Raw genomic sequence first — 21,179 nt, forward strand, 5'->3', positions numbered from 1 at the left:
CCGGCTTCCGACGCCATCGCCTATTCTTGTTCGCTGCTGGAAATTTCGGCGAGCTTCGGCTCGGCACTGCCGGCGGGGGCGAAATTGACCGTATCGTCCTCATTGTCGCGGGAAACGGTCATCTGGTCTTTGCCGATCTCCTTGATCCGCCAGCCGCTCGAAACGACATCGCCTTCCTCGTAGCGGCGGCCGTCGGAGCCGATGATGAATCTGACGGGCGTATAGCCGGCGGCGGCGACGAAGCCGTCGAGACCGGAAGAGAGGGCGGTGAGATCGACGATGGAAACGGAACCGCGCCGGCTCATCGAGGCGATGATGCTGCGCAGCTTGGCCTTGTCGGGCAGGCCGAGAGGGCGCGATCCTTCGCCGATGCGAATTTCGTCGGCGGTGGCGACGATGCTCAGATCTTGGGGAAGCTGAGCCATACGAATGACCTGGCGGATTTCGGCAGCAATTGCCGCCGATGACGGCGCCGGTTCCGGCGCGGCGGAAACCCTGACGAGCGGGGCTTCGTGAGCCGGCGCATCGCTGTTGTAAAGCCCGGCCAGCAAAAGCAACGCCGCCAGCCCGAGAAGGCCGGCAGCCGCAATCCGGCGTGGCGCGAACCGCACGCGCCCGGCGCCGAGAGCTTCGAGTTCGCAGGCCGTGCCGTCGAAGGAGATGGTCTGCCTCTTCGTAAGGCTCATCGTCCGATCGCGTGGGATGGAACGACCGTCGATCACGACGTCATCCCGCAGCGCGGTCAACGACACCGTGTCGGAGCCGCGGGAGCGCTGCAAACTGATGGCAAAGGCGGGTTCTGGTTTGGCGCCGAGGATGATCAGGTCGCAATCGGCGCTGCCGCCGACCACCTGCCGCTCCGCCGTCAACGGCAGAACGGAGCTGCGCCCGGCACGCGTGATGCGCAAGACCGGTCCGCCGCTGCCTGACGCAGCGTTGCCGGCGTTACCTCTGAATGTCGGCGAAGAGGAATCTAGATCCATAACCATCTTGTTCCCGAACCGTCCGTCGAGCGGCTTTTATTGTCTTCGAGAGCGGGGAAGCGAGACGGGCGAACCCGTCTCGCCATTGTTTCAATCAGCCTGGGCCGATCTTCTTGATGGCGTTTGCGACGCCGTTGATCTTGGTGATTTCGGTTGCAACCTTCAGGCTCTGCTCGGTCGCTTCGTTCTGGGCCGACTTGAAGGCGGAAATCGCCGAGCCGATGCCCGCATCAAGTGTCGAAGTACTAGCCATGTCTTGAACTCCTTGCATGGTTTTGGCGGCCAGAGCCTTGCAGAATTCAAGATCGAATTCAATAGCTTATGTTAAAAAGTTATTAATTCGCGATATGTACAACAAATGCGCGAAATGGATATCCGTCCTGTTCCCAGCGGACCGATGATCTGCAACAGTAGATCAGATAATTATTAATAGATTGGATTTCGCAGCCCCTGCCTTCATTCGTTCATTAGTTGTCGGGCGATATCCGGATCGTGAGGTAAACTCAGATGTTTGCGCGTTTTGTTTACATGGCCGCTATCGGACTGCTGGCCTCCTTTCCTCCACCGGCCGGCGCCAGCGAGCGGGAGGTGCGCCTGGATGTCGTCTCCCTGCCGCTTGGCGATGTCGTCCAGACGCTGTCCTTCATGTCCGGCATCCCGGTCACGACAGTCGGGACGCTGAGCGGCAAGGTCGAGCATTGGTCCGTCCGGGAAAGCGGAGCCAAGGCCTTTGTCAAGCTTGGCGATGCCAGCAATCTCTTCGTCGCCTATGACGGCAGCCGCATCATCATCGCGCCGAAGCAGGAGGTCTCCACCGTTGTCCTCGATCGCGGCGGCCGCAGCTGGAAGACCGAGCAAAACGCCATTCGCGCGCTGTTCCCGCTGCTGCCGGACGATGCGCTGCGTGAAGATCCCGCCAGCGGCTTGGTGCTGGTGCGCGGGCCCGCCGTCTTCACCAAGGCCGTCGAAGACGTGCTGAGCCGGCAGCAAGCCGACAGCATCAAGGTCATCAAGGGCGGCCAGCTGGAAATCCTGACGACGAACAACGGTGCCTGAGCGGCTGATATGAAGGCGTTGAAATCTCTCAGGCAGTTGCTGCAGATCCGCAGCCTGCGGGCGGACAATCTTTCCCGCAGCCTCTCCGAGGCGCGGGCGGATGCCGAAAGCGCGCGGGAGCGGGAAACGAAAGCCTCCGAAGCGCTCGACATCGCGGCAAGCCGGGCCGCCGGCAATCCTGTCGTCGACGTATTACGCGAGAGTGGTGTCATCGCCGCCGCCGAGCTTCAGGACGCGCTGATGCGACAATCCGTATTGCGCAGCCATGAAGCCGATGCCGGCCTATCGCTTGCGCAACACAAAGCCGCCCGGCGCGCCGCGCAAGAGCGGGCAGAACACGTCGCCGCCGATTTTTCGCGAGCACAGAAGGCGGTATTGCGCGTCGAATTTTCGCTGGAAGCAGCGGAGAAAATCGACCGGTAGGGAGCTAAGAACCAGCAGATGAACCAACCGGCTTCTGTTCTTCCATCTCTTCATCGACAATCGAGCTGACGAGGGCAACGACCCGGCTGCGCACACGCGGAGAAAGGAGCAAAACGTCGTCTATCAGACGCCGTCCCTCCGCCGTGGAAATGTAGGCAATCTTCTCATCGATCTCTGTTATGATTTGCTGGCCCTGAGTGGTTTCGGGATCTGGAAGACCTTCGAAAAACCTCGAAACAGGGATCTTGAGGCAATTGGCAAGCTCGTAGAGCATCGAAGCGCTGACGCGGTTCTTACCGCTTTCATATTTTTGTACCTGCTGCAAACTGACCCCGATGCCGGCGCCGAGATCCCCTAGGGATACATTCGACTGCATTCGGCGCATACGGATTTGCTGTCCGACATGCCGATCAACTGGATGCACCAACTCGCGCGCTACATTCGACTGTTCGGCTTGCGCAGGCCTCGAAGTCCGGACCTGTGCTGCTGCATAGCGCTTCATGGTGGACACCCCGATGGAGAGTTTCACGCGGTGCGCCCCCGCTGAAAACTCGCTAAACCCACTGATCGGGGAGTTGGAAACCGTACACGACGGTCCTGTGGCCTTTAGTTCCGAGGAACCTGGACATACGCCACAGGCTCCTCGACCGAAGGTCAAGGAGTGTGATGCCGTTACGGCCGGCATCAACCACGTGTAGGGGTTTCCACACCCCAGGGCAGCGCGTACTGCCCTATCGAAAAAGATAGCGGGAATCCGCCTGCTGCGCAACCGAATTCTTTACAAGATTCAATAGCTTCGCTTTACGCTCGGACACTTGCCTCAAAAGCGAGAGGTCACGCTTCGGGCGGTAAAGTGGTCAGAAAACCAAAGGAGGTGCGATCAGCGGAACGCCCATTGCGAGGATTGTCTGCCCACTCTCCCGGAAGAGATGACGATGACACCTTGGAGAGCGCGGACGTCGTGGCGATCGAGGAGACGGACGATACCGTCACCGTACTTCTCTGGCATCTGAAATACTCGCAGGCAGTAATGGGGCGCCGGGCGGACGATCTTTACCTCGTTTGCGGTCAAGCACAGAAGGGGGTGAAGGGGACATGGAGCTTGAAGAACCTCATCAACCACCTGACCGTGAGAGAAACATCGCATCTTAAGGGCCGGGCCCGTTTCATTCGAGGCAGCCTGAATGACTTGGCCACGCTTCGAAAGGCTGCCCGACGCAAGTTCATCGAGTACCGGATCGGGATTGTACAGCCGGGTCTTAACGGTGAAAACATACCCGCAGAACATCTTGCGCTTCTGGGAGCGACTGCCACTTCATACTGTCTGTCACCGGGTGTCCCCTAATGACTGTCGCGAACCGCACCGATCCAGCTTAGCTGCCGGCCACCGTCTCCAGCGGCGCTACTTTCCATGACGGCAGGGCCGCCGCGAACTGTCACGGCCTTCTTGGGGCTTTCGATATCGAACTTGACGTTGTAGCGGTTCCACTCTGTAACAGCGGCAGAGCCGCCGACAAAATCAGGGGTAGGAATGCTCGATGCCTTGCCGATTGTTGCGGCGGGTGCATAGCTGCAGTGCAACATAGACGCTGGCTTCATGGCGCTGGCCCGAGTATTGCTATTTTCATCGAAGCGATGCTCCCTCCCGCAACGCTTCGAAGTTTAGACGGCCCACTCCTCCTCCCAAAGGGACGTCTGTGGGAACAGCGGCACTCCTCCTCCCAGGTCGCCGTTCGGTTCTTTTAGGAAAGCCTGCCGCACCTCCTCCCGCGGCAGGCTTTTCTATTTCGGGGCGATGGGCCGTCAGAGCCCGAGATCAAGTTGGGACTGGGGTCGTGCATTGCCGATCGGAGGTCGTCAGCGTTGAAAGCGTGACGCCGAGCAGCCGCACTGGCCGCTTGAATGGATAGACAGTCGCCAATCGACGGGGCATCGTTCGATGGTGTGCTCGAAGATCTTGGCTGGTTCGGCAAACGGTTCACGCCGGACATGCGCGCCGATGTGCTGCTGTTTCGAGCGGGAGACCGGCGGCTGGTTGCCGTGGATCCCAAATGGATCCCGCTTCGGCTAACGTTGCGTTTTTATAAGATCGACAGGACGCGTTTGGCAAGCAACCAAGTTTTCCTATCTCCAGCGCCGGCTGCGGGCGAGGGCCCGGTCGCGTCTTTGAAGGCCATGATGTTCGGCTGCGTCAAGAGCGCGGCCATGGTCTATGACGATCAACCCATCGTCGACCATTTCCGGCGGATCGACGCCGAGAGGATCATGGGCGCGAAATTTCGCTCTGCGCAAGTAAGGCACGAACCGTCGAGACGGCAGTTCCTAATGAGCTCATCGAAAGGTCATATCATGCTGAAATACAAGCGTAACCGGTGTGCCGCTCCCACGTTGTCCTCGCCGCATTGATCTGTGATCGCCTTACCATGGACGAGCAACGGGAGTTTCTCCATGGAGAATACATTGGAGGTTCTCACGACCAGGAAGTCTGGCCGTGAGGTTCACCGGCACTGGCCGGACGAGGTAAAAGCGCAGATTTGAACGCACCAAATCCCCTTGCTTGGGGATTGTAGGGCGGGTTTGCCGCATCGTGGGCAGACAGTGGCAATGGAGCCAGTCCTGTAGGTCATTGCGCACCCCTTACCGCGACAAGAAAATTATTCGCCTACCCAATGCATACAGCATTGTGCCTGCCTTCTCCATTGGTCACGGAGAACTAAGTGGCCAGGAAAGCGGCCTTCGCCGGATGCTTACGATTTTTCTCCCCAGCTCAGAGCTAGAGCGGGCTGCAGCGAGAAGCGGCCGGGGTCCTCGAGCCAGGCACGATCATACTCAAACACGATTGTTTCGGCACCACGGGCGCGATTGCTCCGGGCCAGATGGGACGTGTGCGGCCGTGAGGGTCGAGATGAACTTCGAAATCAGCCATCGCGTGACGATCCCGGTGATCGCCTTGGGTGAGCGTGCTTGGGCAACTCTGCATTGGCCAGAGACTGGCCGACGCTGTCGTTACCGATGTCGGCGACTTGGCTCAGCCCATCTAGCAGGCCGAGTGCCTGGAGGACGCCTGCATAGATGCCGATGCTGACATTGGTGTCGCCGGCCTCGATCTTTTGAAGCGTTGAGCGTGAGGTGAAGGCACGTTCGGCTACTACCGCCATAGGCAGGCGGCGACGTCGACGTGCGTCGTGGATGTCTGCGCCCAGTTTGCGCAGCGCGCGCCGCACAGCGGCCGGAGGGTTGTGAGGTGTCGGAATTTGTCACCTTCGCACTACAGATTGCCCTAGATATGTAGCACGAAGGTTACAATTTTTCAAGAGAGATGGTCAGAGAGAAAAGTGGTTAGAATGGGAATTGCGGGAGCGATAGCGCAAGTACGAGCCAGGCTGGCAGGCGAAGAAAGATGGCGGATCTTGAGGCGCTCAAGATCGATGCCGCCTCCGGACTGGAGGCGCGATCGGAACCACTATCGTCTGCTGATGCGGCTTTTGCCGATTGCCAAGCTGCACCCGGCCCTTAGTCGAACGGGTGCTCCTGGAAGATGCGGTGGTGTCGGTGACCGTGGACACCTCGTCGATCAGGGTCGCAACCGTGGCTGGTTTTGAGAAATCGGCGGGCGGACATTGTCGGCCATCAGGACACCAATTGAACTAGGCCATTTGGACTAGAATTTCCACTTATGGCGCGCCAACCGATCGGTTCCTCATGGATCGGGAAGCCGACCTCTACACAGCGGGCTCAATCCTCGAGAATAGTTGCTAATGACCGCTCATCAGACAATCTGATTGAAAGTTCCCCGCGAAGCAGCCATATATTTAGCTCAAATTCATTAGTGCTACGTAGGACATTGATCATGGTAGATGTGGAGCTGCAGGTCGCTCGGCAAAATGCCTCTCTTCGAGTGCAAGTCGAAGAAAGGCTCAGACAGGCTATTGCGACGGGCAAGTTCAAGCCGGGGCAAAGGCTCGTCGAGCGCGAGCTTTGCGAAATGATCGGCGTGGGTCGCACGTCCGTCCGTGAAGCGCTTCGGCAGCTTGAGGCAGAGGGATTGATCACAAGCTTCCCCCACAAGGGTCCAGTTGTCAGTATCATAACCTATGAGGAGGCCGCTCAGCTCTACACCGTCCGCGCGCTGCTCGAGGGGTTTGCTGGTCAGCAGTTCGCCGAAAATGGAACGGCGGAAGATATTGCCACTTTGCAAGATGCCGTTAGAGAATTCGAAGCGTCGGCGGAAAGCGGCGTGGGACACAGGCTCATCGCTGCCAAAAACGCCTTCTATGACTGCTTGATGGATGGCAGCAAAAACGTCTTCGTCAGGCAAATGCTAACATCGCTGCACAACCGGATCAATCTTCTGCGCATGACTTCGATGACACAACCGGGGCGCCTCAAACATAGCATTGCAGAAATCAAAGAGATTGCCGAAGCGATCCAAAATCGCAACGGACCCAGGGCTGCGGCCGCTTGTAAGCACCACATTGATATGGCTGCGAAAGTCGCACTCGAGTACCTGCGCAACAACACCTCAGGCTGATGCCATAAGATTTTCCGAAAATTGACAGATTGTCTGATGCTGTAGGTGGCCGGGTGTAATCAAATCCTTCCGGCACGGTGCTTTTGACAACGCAACAACCTCTCTGGTGTCCATCGGACGATAAGATGGGTGCTGCTTGCACGGTCATTTTAAGTGAGGTGATTGAAGAAGCGACAGCAAAATTGGCGTCGTAGCGAGGGCGCGCCGGCCCAAGCATGAATTTTCCGATTGACAGATTGTCTGATAGGTCGTTAACTACTCCTCACTAACGGAGGTAGCTGATTGTGCTTGCCTCACATTCGGGAGCGGGACGTTGTCACCACGAAAAAATCTGCGCGTCGCCTTTATTGGTCTCGGCGCAATGGGCGGGCCGATGGCACAACATCTGTTGTCGGCTCAATTCGAAGTCACTGGCTTTGATCTATCGGCCGAGGCTAGGGAAAGGTTCGCGGCCGTCGGCGGCGTTCCGGCAGAGACGGTAGCGGAAGCATTCAATGGCGCCGATGTTGCGGTTACCATGCTTCCCAACGGCAAGATTGTTCAAGACGCGCTCTTCAAGGATGGGGCCTGGCAATCCCTGAGTGCTGACGCGCTTGTCATCGACATGAGCTCATCGGCGCCCAATGATACTCGTGAGCTCGCAGAGCGCTTGCATCAGAAGGGCTTGCGGCTGGTCGATGCTCCCGTGTCAGGCGGAGTGAAGCGAGCCGTCGAAGGCTCTCTTACTATCATGGCAGGCGGTGCTTCTGACGATATCGATCAAGCTGATCCCATCCTGTGCGCCATGGGCGGCCAGATTTTTAGGACAGGCCCGATCGGCTCAGGGCACGCCATGAAAGCCATCAACAATTTCGTATCGGGAGCCGGGGTTCTGGCAGCTATCGAAGGCGTTCTTCTTGGCCGAACGTTTGGTCTCGATCCTAGAACGATCGTCGATATTCTCAACTCGTCGTCTGGCAAGAACAACGCAACAGAAGTGAAGATGAAGCAGTTCATCCTCTCGGAGACTTTTGGCTCTGGTTTTGCTTTGGGGCTTATGGCGAAAGACATTAGGATTGCAGCGGACTTGTCGAAGGCGCTCAATCTCCATCTGCCGACATTGGCCGGTACCGCTGATGCCTGGGATGCTGCTCGGCATGCTTTAGGCCCCGATGTCGACCATACGAAAATTGCGCAGTTCGTGAAAGATCAGGCCTGACCGCGAAAAACTACGCCAAACTGACAGTTGAAAATTGTCTGATAATCTGTCAAATATGATGAAGGGAGCGAAACCCAATGGCCACTTTGGACAGGAAAGATAAGGGGTCTAAGGCCGGCGAGCGAACAGCTCCATCGGAGCAGTTCAAGCGCGGACTTGCTACTCGTCGGCAGGTGATGGGGGACGCTTACGTTGATGCGGCCCTCGGAAAGGCGACCGACTTCACCTGGCCGATGCAGGAACTCGTCACCGAGTATTGTTGGGACAATATCTGGAACCGACCTGGCCTCGACCGTCGCGCTCGATCGATCCTCAACCTTGGAATGATAGCGGTTTTAAACCGACCGCACGAGCTCAGAGGCCACATCCGCGGCGCCATCAACAACGGTGTTACGAAACAGGAGATCCAGGAGATCTTCCTTCAGGTGGCTATCTACGTTGGTGTGCCAGCAGGCATCGACAGTTTCAGGCATGCCCAGGAAGTATTCACCGAAATGGGCATTTGAGAATGTGCTGTCCCGTGAGGGGGCATGTACAACATGCGCGGAGTTCTCAGCGCTTATCAACAAGGGAGGAGCCTAAAATGGCGATAGATCTCAAGAAATTCATAGAATTCGTGCGGGAGGATTTCGAGTTCAAGCGCGAAACTCGTTATCTTAACGGTATATTAAAATGCGATTTCCCTACCCGCAGTGTAGCGCTTCATTTCGAGGACGGTACGCTGCTAAAGGTGGAAGAGGCCGAATACGACGACGACAAGTGCACTATCGTCATACGCGGGACCGGTTCACAGTGGGAGGCGCTGCTTCAGCACAAACCCTTGCCGTTTTATCAGTGCTTGCAGTCATCAAACATCAAGCATGGCCTCTACCTTAGCAGTAACAACGAAACCTTCGCGTATCTGCCTGCTCTCAACCGCATGACCACCCTGATGCGCAATGCCCGTTCTGAAGGAGCAGCAGCATGACCAAGTTTGACCCCATTATCGGCCGTTATCTCTATCTCACCGTAGAAGGTATCGAGTACCGCGTCTATTACGAAGAAGCGGGCCAGGGGATTCCGCTTCTCGTCGGTCATACGGCAGGGTCCGACGGTCGCCAATACCGTCATATGCTTTGCGATTCCGACGTGACGAAAAATTTTCGCGTCATCGCGTTCGATCTGCCGTATCACGGCAAGTCCCTTCCCCCCTACGGCGTTCGCTGGTGGGAGAAAGAATACAACATGACCAAGAAGTTCATGATGGACTTCCAGCTCGAACTCTCAAAAGCGCTCGACCTAGACCGCCCCGTTTATTTGGGCAGCTCCATGGGCGGCCATCTCGCGATCGACCTGGCATCGAACTATCCGGACAACTTCCGCGCCACGATCTCGGTCGAAGGTGCGTTGCGCTCGGCGGCGGAGTACGTCGACGTCGGTATGGCTGGCATCCGCAGGGAGTTCGACAATCCGAACGTCAATCGCACCTCCATCGGTGCGGCGATGATGCTGAATATCTCACCGTACTCGCCAGAAGCGAATGTCCGTGAAATCCAGTGGGAATACAGCTGCGGTGGACCGGGAATCTTCGCGGGTGATCTTTATTACTACTACTACGACCACGATGTGTCGCCAGAAGAAGCCAGCAAAATCGATACGTCGAAATGTATGCTATACTTCCTCACGGGCGAATACGATCCAAACACGTCCCCGGCCGATACCAAGATTGCTGCAGACCTGGTCAAAGGCTCCAAGTTTTGGACAATGGAAAAGCTCGGACATTTTCCCGTTACTGAGGACTATAGCGAGTTCCGGAAGTATCTGTTGCCGATTCTTGAGGAGATCCAGCAGTCATCAGCAGCCCGGTCTAAGGTTGCCTGATCCTTTTCTCGGGAGGAGAACTTCAATGAGGTGCATTCTGAATGTCACACTTGGGGCGCTGATCTCGGTTAGCGCCCTGGCGACAACCGCTTACGCGGATGGTGTCGATCAGCTACCGGCTACAGAAAAGAAGATCTATGAAACTGTAGATCCGCAGATTCCATTGGGGGCGAGCGCCTACAAAGACTTCAAGCCCAAAAAGCTTCCTCCGTGGAAGATCGGCTATGCAAGCAGCTACGCTGGCAACACCTGGCGAGCCGCAGCTCTCGATGCGGTCATGAGCGATCTTTTACCGCGATCAAAGGCTGCGGGCCTGGTGTCTGATGTCGTGGTCACCCAGTCGGATCTTAAAGACGCCGTTCAGATCCAGCAGATGCGTCAGATGGTGGACGAAGGCGTCGATGCAATCATCATCTGCTGCTCGAACGTCACGGCTCTTAATCAGACGATCGAATATGCCTACAAAGCCGGTGTGCCGGTGTTCTCATTTTCGGGCTACGTGACGTCGCCATACGCCATCAATGGCGCGGCCAATCACGCGCAGGGCGGCGCCGAGATGGCGACGTGGCTGGCGGAAAAAATAGGAAAGAAGGGCAATATCCTTCTCGTTTCTGGTATTCCCGGTTTCGCTTCTTCGGACAGCTTTGACAAAGCGGCTAAGGAAGCACTTGCTAAGTACCCAGACATAAAGATCGTCGGTGAAGTTGCAGGGAAGTGGACCGACCAGGTGGCCCAGGTCGAAGTTCAGAAGTTTCTTGCGACGAACCCGACGAAGATTGATGGGATCCTCACGCAGGGGGCCCAAGAGAACGGCGTTCTCAACGCAATGCTGCAGTCAGGTCGAGACATGATCCCGATTACTCTCGGGGGGGAAGCTTCCGCCGCGTGCTACTGGCGCAAGAACCCCGAGTTTGTGGACAGGAGTTTCCATATTTGGCCGCCGCGTCGCGAGATGCAACAGATGTGGGAGATCATGCTCCGCACATTGGAGGGACAAGGCCCTAAGGTTCAGTCCTTCCTTCGACCCGTCTTGCCTTACACCATCGATGAAGTCCGCGCGGCAATACCAGAAGATTGCGACTTGAACTCGACAGACTTCGTGGAGCCCAAGGCGGACGGGTGGTTTCCTGCTGCGATTGCTGCAGACTACTTCGAACGCCCGGCTGATCCCTGGAAGCCTGTGTCGAAGTGAAACTGTTCTGCCCGGTGGGTCTTGCCACCGGACAGAAGTTTCTCTTGTGGGAGGACCGCCTCGCGCGGCCGTTGGGATTAGAGGATCTCCGATGCAAAACCAAACTACGATCAAGTTGATCAATGTTGCCAAGTCTTTCGGCGAGACTAAGGCCTTAAAGAAGTGTGATTTTGAAGCCCGGGCCGGAGAAGTGCACGCCATCGTCGGAGAGAATGGAAGTGGCAAAAGCACGATGGCGAAGATCATGTCTGGAGTGTTGCACCCAGATTCCGGGAGCGTTTCGGTCCTTGGAGAAGAGATTTCGACTCCGACTGACGCCAAGCGCATCGGGCTGACAACGATCTTCCAGGAAGTGCTGGTGGCCGACGAGGCCAGTGTATTGGAAAACCTGTATGTCGGGCGCGACGGCATCTTCCGCTCGCAGGGCGGCAGTGGTCGGCGTACCGAGGCTGAGGAGATCCTGAAACGCCTCGTCGGCAAGCCCGTGGATCTCGATCAGAACGTTGGGGCATTGCCTCTGAGCGTCAAGCAATGGATAGTTATTGCGCGAGCGGTCTTGCGCAGGCCGAAGGTCCTCATCCTCGATGAATCGTCTGCGGCATTAGACCTCGATTCCACGATCCGCCTCCACGAGGAAATTGATCGTCTCCGTAGGGAAGGTGCGACCGTGCTGATCGTAACGCATCGGATCGCTGAACTTGTCCGCATCGCCGATCGAGCCACGATCCTTCGCGACGGCGTCACCATTGGTACGCTCGAGAAGCATGAAATAACTGAAGAGAACCTGCTTTCAATGATGACGCCCGCGGACCGAAACGCAAGCGACGCGAAGGCGTACGAATCAAAGCAAGTAGGCGCCGCCGCGCCGGCCGTGGTAGCGGTAAGAGACCTCGTTACTCACAGCGCGGCAGCGCCCTTCGATTTCGATCTACCGAAAGGAGCGATCATCGGTGTTGCAGGACTCGACGGGCAGGGGCAGGACGCTTTCGTACGCGCCGTTGCGGGTATCATCCAGCCTTTTGGTGGTAATGTCCAAGTCTGGTCATCCAGCACCGAGAGAATGAAAAAGGTCGCATCGCTCGAAGACGCTGCCAAAGCAGGAATCTCGTATATTTCCGGCGACCGCAAGCGTGAAGGTATCTTCCCTCAGCAGAGCATCTTCGAAAATCTTGCCATCGGCGTCTATCGCAAGAACCTCGGTCCTCTTGGTATAATCAATAAGGCCGGCCTCAAACCCATGTTCAAACGCGAGGTGGATCGGCTCCGGATTAAGATTGGAAGTCCGGCGAACAAGATCACCTCACTGTCGGGCGGAAATCAGCAAAAAGTTTTGATCGGCCGTGCCTTTGCAAACGAACCGTCCGTCATCGTCCTTAACGATCCCGCTCGCGGTGTCGACCTCGGAACGAAGCGCGATCTCTACCGCGAACTGCGCCTGTTCACGGAGAAGGGTGGCAGCGTGATTTATCTATCAAGCGAAATCGAAGAGTTCATCGGCTTTGCGGACCGCGTCGACGTCTTCTTTGCTGGAAGGCTTTTCCGGTCGCTAGCGGGCGAGGACATAGCGGAAGAGCCAATCTTGGCCGCAATGTTTGGAAAATCGCCAAACGCCTCCATCGAGTTCGATCTGGAAAGGACTGCATGATGTCTGGAATCGCATTCCGTCAAATCACCCAGGACCGTTCCCTCTTCGTGCCGGCCGGCCTCTTCATTGTCCTTTTGGTCGCCGTTGCCCTACGCGGACACGGGCTATTCACGAACAACGGCCTCGCAGGTGCAATCCTTGTCGCCACGCCCTTGATTCTAACGGCGCTTGCCCTCACCCCCATTGTCATGGCGGGTCGTGGAGCAGTGGACCTTTCAGTTGGCCCCTTGATGGGGTTCATCAACGTTACCCTTATTACCTGGCTTGTGGGTAACGGAATTACCAACCCTATCGCAGTGATAGTATGGGCAGTCGGCCTGGGAGCGGCATTCCAGCTACTCCAGGCGCTGGTTATCATTTATGTGCGTGTCGCTCCGATAATCGTTACGCTGTCGGGTTTTCTTGTCCTCTCCGGGTTGAACCTGATGGTGATGTCCCGACCGGGTGGAGTCGCGCCCGACTGGATGCTTAGCTGGGGGGCGGGGACCGACATCATGTCACCTGTTTTGCTGTTGCTGGTTGCAGCGTATGCATTATGGCTCCTTCTCAGGGGGACTATGTTTTACCGCAACCTTCGCATGACGGGTGCGGATGAGCGCATGGCGTATACGAGCGGCGTTCGAGTGGACGCAGTCCGCATCATCGCCCACGTTGTTGGTGGAGCATTCGCTGGACTTGCCGCCCTCAGCTACACGGCGCTGATCTCCTCTGGTGATCCGACGCAGGGCAGCACCTACACCCTTCAGGCTGTTACGGCCCTGGTTCTCGGAGGTGCGAGCCTCTCCGGTGGTCGTGGTGGAGCACTTGGATCTACGCTTGGCGCGATCAACATGTTCCTCATCTCCTATCTCCTCTCCACCTTCAACTTCGGCACGGTTTCGGGGTTCGTTACCCAGATGGCATTCGGCTTAATCCTCGTCGGATCACTTCTCGTGAACGTCTTTGTCATCAGTCGCCGCGCGGTTGTGTAAGGAGCAAGATAATGGTCGCGACAGTTATGAATTCCGAAATCAAATCGGCTCAGAAGTCTAACCCGCTCAAGGCTCATCGGAGCATCGTCATTGGCTTTGTTCTTCTGGCCTCTCTCTTAGCACTCGGTGCATTGCTGGTCCCCGGCTTCGTATCATCCCAAAACGCGCGTTCAATCCTTCTTCTCGCAGCGTTTCTGGGGCTTGCCTCCATTGGCCAGACGCTGTGCGCTCTGGTCGGTGCGCTCGATCTTTCGATACCATATATTATTGGAGGCGCGAACATCCTCCTTCCCAGCCTTATGGTCGCAGGTATTCCCGCTCCCCTCGCGATGCTGGTTGTCATGCTCCTCGGTGCGCTTGTCGGGGCCGCCAATGGCGCCCTGAGCTTCCGTCTCCAAGGGCAAGCGCTGATCATGTCGCTCGGAGTTGGCTTCGCGGCCGTCGGTGCGGTCCAGATCTACACCTCACTCGGCTCGGCGTTTGGTGGTACAGTGTTTGCTCCGGTACCCGAATGGCTGAGGAACATTTCGGCGTTCAACGGAAAGTTTTTCGGCCTGTCGCTGCCTCCGGTCATCGTGATCTGGGCTATCGTCGCCATCGCGCTTGGATGGTTCATGTACAACACCTGGTTTGGCCGCAGCATTTACGCCGTCGGCGGAAGCCGGACGGCGGCCGCCCGCCTCGGGATCTCCGAGTTCAAGGTCTGGACCGTCATCCATAGCGTCAGCGGTGCCATGTCTGCAATCACGGGCATGCTGCTACTAGGGTTTTCCGGTGGTGGCTTCGTCGGCGTGGGCGACCCTTATCTTTTCACCACCGTAGCAGCGGTGGTGATTGGAGGGACGTCGCTTCTTGGTGGGGCGGGCGGCTATGGCGCGACAGTGCTCGGTGTTCTTGTCCTGACTGTACTGACCTCGCTTCTAGTTGGCCTCGGACTGAACTTTCCGGCGCAGCAGGCTGTCGTCGGTCTGCTCATCGTTCCGATGGTAGCGATATACGCACGGTCACCACACATTCGAAATCAGATATGATCAATGCATAGAAAGGAAGATCCATGGCAATCTCCAGCACCCTGCTAGGCCGTTTAAAGGACCAGACTCTCGTTCGCGAGCAGATGCTGGTTGGAGGAAAGTGGTCGAGCGAAGGGGTAAACGGCACACGCATCAACGTGCTAAACCCCTCCACGATGGACGTCCTTGCCTCTCTGCCTAGCGCTGGCCTTGCTGAAGTGCGAGCCTCTATCGATGCTGCAAAGGCTGCACAGAAGAAGTGGGCTAAGGTTTCGGCGAAGGAACGCTCGCTGATCATGCGGAAGTTCTACGAAGAGGTGGTAGCTAACGCTGAAGACCTGGCCGTAATTCTGACATCGGAAATGGGCAAGCCACTGGCGGAAGCGCGTGGCGAGATTGCTTACGGCGCTTCCTACATCGAATGGTTCGGTGAGGAAGCCAAGCGTGTCTATGGTGACACCATTCCAGGTCACCAGGCCGACAAGCGACTGCTTGTCATCAAGCAGCCGGTTGGCGTTGTGGCCGCCATCGCTCCTTGGAACTTTCCGTCGGCGATGGTGTGCCGCAAGATCGCGCCGGCGCTCGCGTCCGGCTGCGCGATCGTATTCAAGCCTGCTGCCGAGACTCCGTTATCGGCGCTTGCATTGGCGATCCTCGCGGAGCGTGCCGGAATACCCGATGGCTTGTTCAGCGTCCTCCCGACGGATAATGCAAGAATGTTTGGCGAGGAGGTCTGCTCCAACCCGGTCGTCAAGAAACTGACCTTCACCGGTTCGACCGAAGTTGGCCGTATCTTGATGGCGCAAGGCGCCCAGAAGATCATGAAGCTGAGCTTGGAACTCGGCGGCAATGCGCCGTTTATCGTTTTCGACGATGCAGATCTCGACCAGGCGGTCGAGGGGGCTATGCTTTCTAAGTTTCGTAACGCGGGTCAGACCTGCGTGTGCGCGAACCGTATTTACGTACAGAGCGGGATCCATGACAGGTTCGTCGAGAAGCTGGCAATGCGCGTGAGTGCCTTGCAGGTTCTTGACGGGTTTGAGAGCGGGGCGACGATCGGCCCGTTGATCAACGATGAAGCGGTAGCAAAGCTCTATGGTCATATCGATGACGCTGTGACCAAGGGTGCGACTGTCGTGGTTGGTGGTGACCGCGATGCTCGCGGAGGCACGTTCGTTCAACCAACGCTTCTCTCGGGTGCGACAAAGGATATGAAGGTTGCGCGTGAGGAAACCTTCGCGCCTCTAGCTCCGGTGTTCAAGTTCGATACTGTCGAGGAAGTCATCGAACTCGCGAACGATACGGAATTCGGCTTGGCAGCCTACTTTTTCGCCAACGACCTCAGGAACGTTTGGAAGGTCACAGAGGCGCTGGAATACGGCATGGTTGGCGTGAACACGGGTCTGATTTCCACCGAATTAGCGCCATTCGGCGGCGTCAAGCAATCCGGCTTCGGCCGAGAGGGCTCAAAGTACGGAATGGATGACTTCTTATCCATGAAATACGTCTGCATGGGCGGGATCGGCGCATAGCGATCGCCCAAGGGTCGCTCGCCGACTGAACTTAAAGGGGGAGAGGTCTGTTGAATAGAGGCAGGACAGCAACATCCTCTCCGCCGGTTGCGAGGTCCCAAAAGGCTGGACTTTTCTAGAGGTTTCGCGGGAGCTGTCCTACGGATCTTCCCTTCCGACCCCTTCTGGGGCCGGCCTTGCAGACGAGATTTCTGCCTGTCTTTTCGATTGTCGATCCTTCCGCCAATGCCCTACAAGGTAAGTCTTTCCCAGATAGCTTGTAGCCTTCGAAGAGGTAACACGACATGAACGAGCTGTTGCACCGTGGCGTTGTCGTTTCAACGTATCAAAGTCCTGAGCAGGAGCATGATCACCACCCGATCGATGCACGCGTTCGTCCTGAAATCGATCAGGCCGACGATGCTGCACGTGCGAGCGTGGAGGGTCAAGCGAAAGCCATTCGCGTCAACCAGCGACGCGTCAAGGTGTAGTTGTCGGCGGCCGCACCCTCAGTGTCGGTTTGACGTAGCCGCCGATCTTCGCCGGCGCCAGGCCTTTATGGTAGATCCGGATGCGTCCGGGTCATCCAGACGTCAAACGCGTAATGCAGGAAGAGATTCGATAGGATCGGGCTGACCACGCCCCCTTGCGGGGTACCACGCGTCCGCTCAATGACTTCTCCGTTCTTTTCCATAGGCGCGGTCAACCATCTTTCGATGTAGAGCAGAGCCCAGTTGCATTTGACGTCTTTTTTGACCGCCTTCAGCAAGAGATCATGCGGAAGATTGTCGAACAGCCCTTTGATGTCGAATTCCAGAACCCAATCGTACTTCCAGCACCGCTGACGCGTTACCCCAACGGCATCCAACGCCGACTTCATCGGCCTGTAGCCATAGGAGTCTGGCAAGAAGAGCGGCTCTAAATCCGGCTCAATCATCTGCTTGACCACCATCTGCGCGATCCGATCACTGACCGTCGGCACACCCAAAACCCTTTCGCCTCCAGTCTTCTTTGGAATGGAGACGGCGCGCACCGGCGGCGGAAAGTAAGCCCCAGAAGACATCCGATTCCAGATCTTGTAGAGATTTCTCGCAAGGTCTTTGTCAAACATCTCCAGGGTCTCACCGTCCACCCCGGCTGCACCACGGTTGGCTTTGACCGCTTTGTAAGCTTCGTACACTTGCCGCTTCTCAATCCGAAACGGCTTGTCTGTCGTACCTATCGAAGTCATCCTGTTTCCAGTTGTTCCAAACAATACGACCACCTGATCCCTTTGCTCCGGCCCCATTACAGGGCCCTCAACGCTCATACGGATCGGTCCGCTCTCGCCTTACGGTTTCTCCGCTTGGGCTTCTCCCTTGGCATCAGGAGCCTGGTTCCTGCAGTTCCGCGTGAAAGCCTGTGTCCAACTCACGCCCCTCTACGCCGGTCGCCGCCCGCCCAATCATCAGGCACCCGGCGGACTTGTCCCAGGATGACGAAGCAGTCCTGGTTTCGACGACGCTTATATTCATAACGGCGCGTCTTCGGAGGGTTCACTTTCGTTCGTCTTTCGGACACGCACCTGCTCGGATCTCGTCCGAACTTTTCATCCGACGCGCACCACCACGGCTCTTTGCCGCAGCAGCTCGGACTGGTTTGAGACCCGCTGACCTGCCACTGAATTTTCATCCGACTGCGATTAGAGCCTCGGCGGGTTTTGAACCGCTCCTGAAAGCCGATCCCGGAGGGCCATCCTCCATCATTCACGCAGCTTCACGTTACGGGGTTAGCTCATACTGAACTCCTTCCGTGCCTCTGCAGCACACTTTCGTCGATGAAGATCAGTTTCTCCGGATCGAGATCCAGTTGGCCGTCGAACCAGGCGCGCCGGCGCTTCAGGACGTCCGGTCGGTCCTGCTCCAGTGCGTGTGCGGTCTTTTTTTAAAGGTCCACCCACGGCCTCGGAGCCAGGCGCCAAGTGCGCTGCGGCTGATCTTCACCTGCCGCTCGACGGACAAGCGCTCAACCATCTCATCGAGCGTCACATCCCTACGCTCGTTGATCAACGCGACACGAATTCCTCGTGTGCATCCACTGCCGAAGGTCGTCTCCAGCCCTGTGGCCGAGCAGTTAACTCACCCTCTTTCGCTCTTGCAATCCAGCGGATCGCCGTCGAAATCCCAACTCCGAACCGAGCTGCGGCCTGTCGAGCCGACATGCCCGCCGCAGACGCTTTCAAAACCCGTATTCCAAGATCATCGCTCAGTGCTTGTCCCATCATCCACCTCTTCTCTGTGGATGTTGAATCAGCTTCGATGGACGCCGTCACATCACAATCGATTCATCGATCGCAGGACTTGCTCTAGGGGGCTCGTGGCGGGGCGAAACTCGGTTGCTGAAAACGATGATGCTCTTCGAACGGCGCCAAATGAAAATTTGCCGGCTGCATCCTCCTTGTAAGCGCGGACGATCCATTGGACGCCTGACTATCCTTAAAACGTCGTCTTTTTGCATTCGAGACGGGCAGGAAAGGCTTCATTAACCAACGCAACCAATAGGTATTCTCAGCTATGTCACAGACCCACAAGATTGATCTGCCGTTCGAATGAATGAAACGGCAATTGGAAGATTTGAGTAGACAAGTCGATCGTCCACCTCACCTAAAAGGTTTGCCTTTATGCCCAAGTCCATTAGACTCGCTTTATCTTTGATATTTGTTCTACTCTCTCTTCTCGCGGCGGGCCAGGGCATCGTGAGTATCGTCAAGCTGCTGTCCATTAGGAGCAATATATCCGAAGTTGCCAGCAACTGGCTGCCATCGATCGATGTGATAAATCGGATCAATACGATCACCGGGGACTACCGCATCCTGCAGTTCAGGCTGGTGACAAAATCATCAGATTCGACGAGCCTTGCGCATAATATCACCACCTTCCGCCAGAAGATGGAGGATCTGGCGAATGCCCGTGGTGAATATGAGCCGATGGTGACATCCGGCGAGGAGCGTCAGGCCTATGACGCGTTCTCCGCTTTGTGGACGCAATATCAGGAGGATGGCGAGCGGATTGTTAAACTAATGCAGGCAGGCAAGAAGGATGAAGCATTTGCTCTTCTAACGAGTGACGCCACGACGAAACTGTATAATGATAGTGGAGCGCTCCTTGACCAGGATGTCGCAGTTAACAAGCGTGGTGGAGTTGCGGCCGTCGGAAACACGATGGGCGCCGTTTCATCGACGGTTTTGGTCACCATTCTTGCCATGGCGCTGGCAACTACGACGGGCATTATAGCCCTGCTTTACTGCATCCGGAAGATTACCGATCCGATCTCGCGGTTGACTACCACGATGGGCGTACTGGCAGATGGTAATCTCGACACTGAGGTTCCTTTCGCAATGCGCGCCGACGAAATCGGCAAGATGTCGAGAGCCGTTGAGGTATTCAAGAAAAACAGCATCAAGGCCCGCGATCTGAACGCGCAGGAGGCCGCGTTGCAGGCCAAGAGCGCCGACTTGCAGTCGAGCATTGCCGAGGTGGTGTCAGCCGCCGTAGCCGGTGACTTCACCCATCGCATCACCAAGAAATACGGCGATGCGGCTCTCGACCGTTTTGCAGGAAGCGTCAACGAGCTGGTCACCTCTGTTGACCGGGGCATCGCCGAAACTCGCCGAGTTATCTCAGCGCTTGCCGATGGGGATCTGACGGAAAACATGTGCGGCGAGTTTCAGGGAGCCTTTGGTGAACTGAAGAGTAATGTCAACGCCACCATGGCAGCCCTTCGATCCGTATTAGGCGAGGTTCGCTCCGCCGTCGACACGATCAACGGCGGAGCCGGCGAGATGCGCATCGCCTCAGGCGACCTTTCAAAGCGCACGGAACAGCAAGCCGCGGCTCTGGAGGAGACCTCTTCGGCGCTTGAGGAAATCACGGTGGCGGTAAAAAGCTCGACAGAAAGAGCCACGGAAGCCAGCCATATGGTCGATGAGGCACGCAGAAGCACCGAGCAGTCGAGCGCGGTTGTCAAAGACGCGGTCGCCGCCATGGGCCGCATCGAGCAGGCCTCGGATGAAATCGGCCAGATCATTAACGTCATTGACGAGATCGCCTTCCAGACCAATCTTTTGGCCCTTAACGCCGGCGTCGAGGCGGCGCGTGCGGGTGACGCTGGAAAGGGTTTCGCCGTTGTGGCTCAGGAGGTGCGTGAACTGGCACAGCGCTCCGCCACTGCCGCCAAGGATATCAAGGCGCTGATCAACCGGTCCGGCGACGAGGTCAAAACTGGGGTCAGGCTGGTAACGGCCACAGGCGATGCCCTTGGTCTAATCCGAGGCCACGTGATCAAGGTGAACGAGCACGTTCATACGATCTCGACAGCGGCTCGAGAGCAATCGACCGGGCTGGCGGAAGTCAGCACTGCGGTCAACCAGATGGATCAGACAACCCAGCAGAATGCGGCGATGGTGGAAGAATCGACGGCGGCCACCAACCGGTTGGCGGATGAGGCTTCCAATCTGGCGCGGCTTATTGCGCGCTTCAGGCTCGACGGTTCGACTTCTGTACGGCGTGTTGCCCACCAGAACGGTAAGCCGGCCGCCTCGCCAGCGCGTGCCCTCTCCCAGAAGCTTGCCGGCGCCTTCGGCGGACGTACTACAGCCGCTGTCGCGACTAAGGAATGGGAAGAGTTTTAATGAATTATGTCATAATTCACCGCAGGATATTATCGGTTTCCATCTGGCAGCCAGCAGTTCTGCATGAAGACGACGTTGATCCCGGAAATCCGGGGGTTAGCAGAGGCGACGCCGCTGCCCCTAACGCATG

21 protein-coding genes and 4 pseudogenes are annotated in these 21,179 nt (G+C 57.0%); 16 read left to right on the top strand and 9 right to left on the bottom strand.

Annotation, left to right across the window (positions count from 1 at the left end):
- Positions 1 to 20 precede the first annotated feature (20 nt).
- Positions 21 to 908, bottom strand: coding sequence for a hypothetical protein (locus RHEC894_RS24695; protein ID WP_225881756.1), 888 nt, complete (start codon positions 906 to 908; stop codon positions 21 to 23).
- A gap of 169 nt (positions 909 to 1,077) precedes the next feature.
- Positions 1,078 to 1,236: a hypothetical protein gene (locus tag RHEC894_RS33115; protein WP_004672595.1), complete on the bottom strand. Its 159-nt coding sequence runs from the start codon at positions 1,234 to 1,236 to the stop codon at positions 1,078 to 1,080.
- Between the two features lie 254 nt (positions 1,237 to 1,490).
- On the opposite strand from RHEC894_RS33115, the gene RHEC894_RS24700 reads away from it, so the two are divergent.
- The gene (locus tag RHEC894_RS24700; RefSeq protein WP_008534289.1) at positions 1,491 to 2,039 is read left to right on the top strand and encodes a hypothetical protein; all 549 of its coding nucleotides are present in this window, start codon (positions 1,491 to 1,493) and stop codon (positions 2,037 to 2,039) included.
- Positions 2,040 to 2,048: 9 nt separating this feature from the next.
- On the top strand, positions 2,049 to 2,462 hold the full coding sequence (locus tag RHEC894_RS24705; protein WP_010004503.1) for a hypothetical protein: 414 nt from the start codon (positions 2,049 to 2,051) through the stop codon (positions 2,460 to 2,462).
- Between the two features lie 4 nt (positions 2,463 to 2,466).
- Here the strand turns inward: RHEC894_RS24705 and RHEC894_RS24710 are convergent, their stop codons facing one another.
- Positions 2,467 to 2,964, bottom strand: a complete 498-nt coding sequence (locus RHEC894_RS24710; protein ID WP_085739607.1) for a helix-turn-helix transcriptional regulator — start codon at positions 2,962 to 2,964, stop codon at positions 2,467 to 2,469.
- Between the two features lie 459 nt (positions 2,965 to 3,423).
- Here RHEC894_RS24710 and RHEC894_RS24715 point away from each other — a divergent pair, with 459 nt between their 5' ends.
- A complete protein-coding gene (locus RHEC894_RS24715; RefSeq protein WP_008534295.1) occupies positions 3,424 to 3,807 on the top strand; it encodes a hypothetical protein in 384 nt (127 codons plus the stop codon).
- Here the strand turns inward: RHEC894_RS24715 and RHEC894_RS24720 are convergent.
- Positions 3,804 to 4,061 carry a hypothetical protein gene (locus RHEC894_RS24720; RefSeq protein ID WP_245339559.1) on the bottom strand — a complete coding sequence of 86 codons (258 nt, stop codon included), beginning with the start codon at positions 4,059 to 4,061 and terminating at the stop codon, positions 3,804 to 3,806. The genes RHEC894_RS24715 and RHEC894_RS24720 overlap by 4 nt on opposite strands.
- Positions 4,062 to 4,265: 204 nt before the next feature.
- Positions 4,266 to 4,383 (bottom strand): annotated as a pseudogene (locus RHEC894_RS33530) (DNA polymerase IV); the annotation flags it as partial.
- Between RHEC894_RS33530 and RHEC894_RS24725 the strand changes: the two are divergent.
- Entirely contained in the window at positions 4,365 to 4,868 is a 504-nt protein-coding gene (locus RHEC894_RS24725; RefSeq protein WP_225881754.1) for a DUF4334 domain-containing protein, read from the top strand. The pseudogene RHEC894_RS33530 and the gene RHEC894_RS24725 sit on opposite strands and share 19 nt — an antisense overlap.
- Before the next feature lie 353 nt (positions 4,869 to 5,221).
- Here RHEC894_RS24725 and RHEC894_RS33535 read toward each other — a convergent pair.
- Together RHEC894_RS33535 and RHEC894_RS24730 are read right to left on the bottom strand one after the other, a co-directional pair.
- Positions 5,222 to 5,388 (bottom strand): annotated as a pseudogene (locus RHEC894_RS33535) (type II toxin-antitoxin system HipA family toxin); the annotation flags it as partial.
- A complete protein-coding gene (locus RHEC894_RS24730) occupies positions 5,381 to 5,716 on the bottom strand; it encodes a helix-turn-helix transcriptional regulator (protein ID WP_085739609.1) in 336 nt (111 codons plus the stop codon). The gene RHEC894_RS24730 and the pseudogene RHEC894_RS33535, both read right to left, overlap by 8 nt.
- Before the next feature lie 596 nt (positions 5,717 to 6,312).
- On the opposite strand from RHEC894_RS24730, the gene RHEC894_RS24735 reads away from it, so the two are divergent.
- The 11 genes from RHEC894_RS24735 to RHEC894_RS24785 all read left to right on the top strand — a co-directional run bounded on the left by RHEC894_RS24735 (position 6,313) and on the right by RHEC894_RS24785 (position 16,871).
- Positions 6,313 to 6,993 (top strand): GntR family transcriptional regulator, encoded by a 681-nt coding sequence (locus RHEC894_RS24735; protein ID WP_004668612.1) that lies wholly within the window; start codon positions 6,313 to 6,315, stop codon positions 6,991 to 6,993.
- 313 nt (positions 6,994 to 7,306) lie between these two features.
- Positions 7,307 to 8,191 carry an NAD(P)-dependent oxidoreductase gene (locus RHEC894_RS24740; RefSeq protein ID WP_085739610.1) on the top strand — a complete coding sequence of 295 codons (885 nt, stop codon included), beginning with the start codon at positions 7,307 to 7,309 and terminating at the stop codon, positions 8,189 to 8,191.
- Between the two features lie 77 nt (positions 8,192 to 8,268).
- Positions 8,269 to 8,697, top strand: a complete 429-nt coding sequence (locus RHEC894_RS24745) for a carboxymuconolactone decarboxylase family protein (protein WP_004668619.1) — start codon at positions 8,269 to 8,271, stop codon at positions 8,695 to 8,697.
- 77 nt (positions 8,698 to 8,774) lie between these two features.
- Positions 8,775 to 9,158: a hypothetical protein gene (locus tag RHEC894_RS24750; protein ID WP_004668622.1), complete on the top strand. Its 384-nt coding sequence runs from the start codon at positions 8,775 to 8,777 to the stop codon at positions 9,156 to 9,158.
- Entirely contained in the window at positions 9,155 to 10,051 is an 897-nt protein-coding gene (locus tag RHEC894_RS24755; protein ID WP_004668623.1) for an alpha/beta hydrolase, read from the top strand. The genes RHEC894_RS24750 and RHEC894_RS24755 overlap by 4 nt, the downstream gene beginning before the upstream one ends.
- 25 nt (positions 10,052 to 10,076) lie before the next feature.
- On the top strand, positions 10,077 to 11,243 hold the full coding sequence (locus RHEC894_RS24760) for an ABC transporter substrate-binding protein (protein WP_064842512.1): 1,167 nt from the start codon (positions 10,077 to 10,079) through the stop codon (positions 11,241 to 11,243).
- Positions 11,244 to 11,334: 91 nt separating this feature from the next.
- On the top strand, positions 11,335 to 12,888 hold the full coding sequence (locus RHEC894_RS24765) for a sugar ABC transporter ATP-binding protein (protein ID WP_064842514.1): 1,554 nt from the start codon (positions 11,335 to 11,337) through the stop codon (positions 12,886 to 12,888).
- Entirely contained in the window at positions 12,885 to 13,859 is a 975-nt protein-coding gene (locus tag RHEC894_RS24770; RefSeq protein ID WP_008534336.1) for an ABC transporter permease, read from the top strand. Before RHEC894_RS24765 ends, RHEC894_RS24770 begins: the two co-directional genes overlap by 4 nt.
- An 11-nt stretch (positions 13,860 to 13,870) precedes the next feature.
- A complete protein-coding gene (locus RHEC894_RS24775) occupies positions 13,871 to 14,890 on the top strand; it encodes an ABC transporter permease (protein ID WP_004668632.1) in 1,020 nt (339 codons plus the stop codon).
- 23 nt (positions 14,891 to 14,913) lie between these two features.
- Positions 14,914 to 16,401 (top strand): NAD-dependent succinate-semialdehyde dehydrogenase, encoded by a 1,488-nt coding sequence (locus RHEC894_RS24780; protein ID WP_008534338.1) that lies wholly within the window; start codon positions 14,914 to 14,916, stop codon positions 16,399 to 16,401.
- Between the two features lie 284 nt (positions 16,402 to 16,685).
- Entirely contained in the window at positions 16,686 to 16,871 is a 186-nt protein-coding gene (locus RHEC894_RS24785; RefSeq protein WP_010065684.1) for a hypothetical protein, read from the top strand.
- 68 nt (positions 16,872 to 16,939) lie between these two features.
- On the opposite strand, the pseudogene RHEC894_RS24790 reads toward RHEC894_RS24785, so the two are convergent.
- Together RHEC894_RS24790 and RHEC894_RS24795 are read right to left on the bottom strand one after the other, a co-directional pair.
- A pseudogene (locus RHEC894_RS24790) lies at positions 16,940 to 17,611 on the bottom strand (group II intron reverse transcriptase/maturase); the annotation flags it as partial.
- A 575-nt stretch (positions 17,612 to 18,186) separates the two neighbouring features.
- A pseudogene (locus RHEC894_RS24795) lies at positions 18,187 to 18,640 on the bottom strand (transposase); the annotation flags it as partial.
- 399 nt (positions 18,641 to 19,039) lie between these two features.
- On the opposite strand from RHEC894_RS24795, the gene RHEC894_RS24800 reads away from it, so the two are divergent.
- Positions 19,040 to 21,049: a methyl-accepting chemotaxis protein gene (locus RHEC894_RS24800; protein ID WP_085739611.1), complete on the top strand. Its 2,010-nt coding sequence runs from the start codon at positions 19,040 to 19,042 to the stop codon at positions 21,047 to 21,049.
- The last annotated feature ends 130 nt before the right edge of the window (positions 21,050 to 21,179 follow it).

The organism is Rhizobium sp. CIAT894, from assembly GCF_000172795.2.
Lineage (GTDB): Bacteria > Pseudomonadota > Alphaproteobacteria > Rhizobiales > Rhizobiaceae > Rhizobium.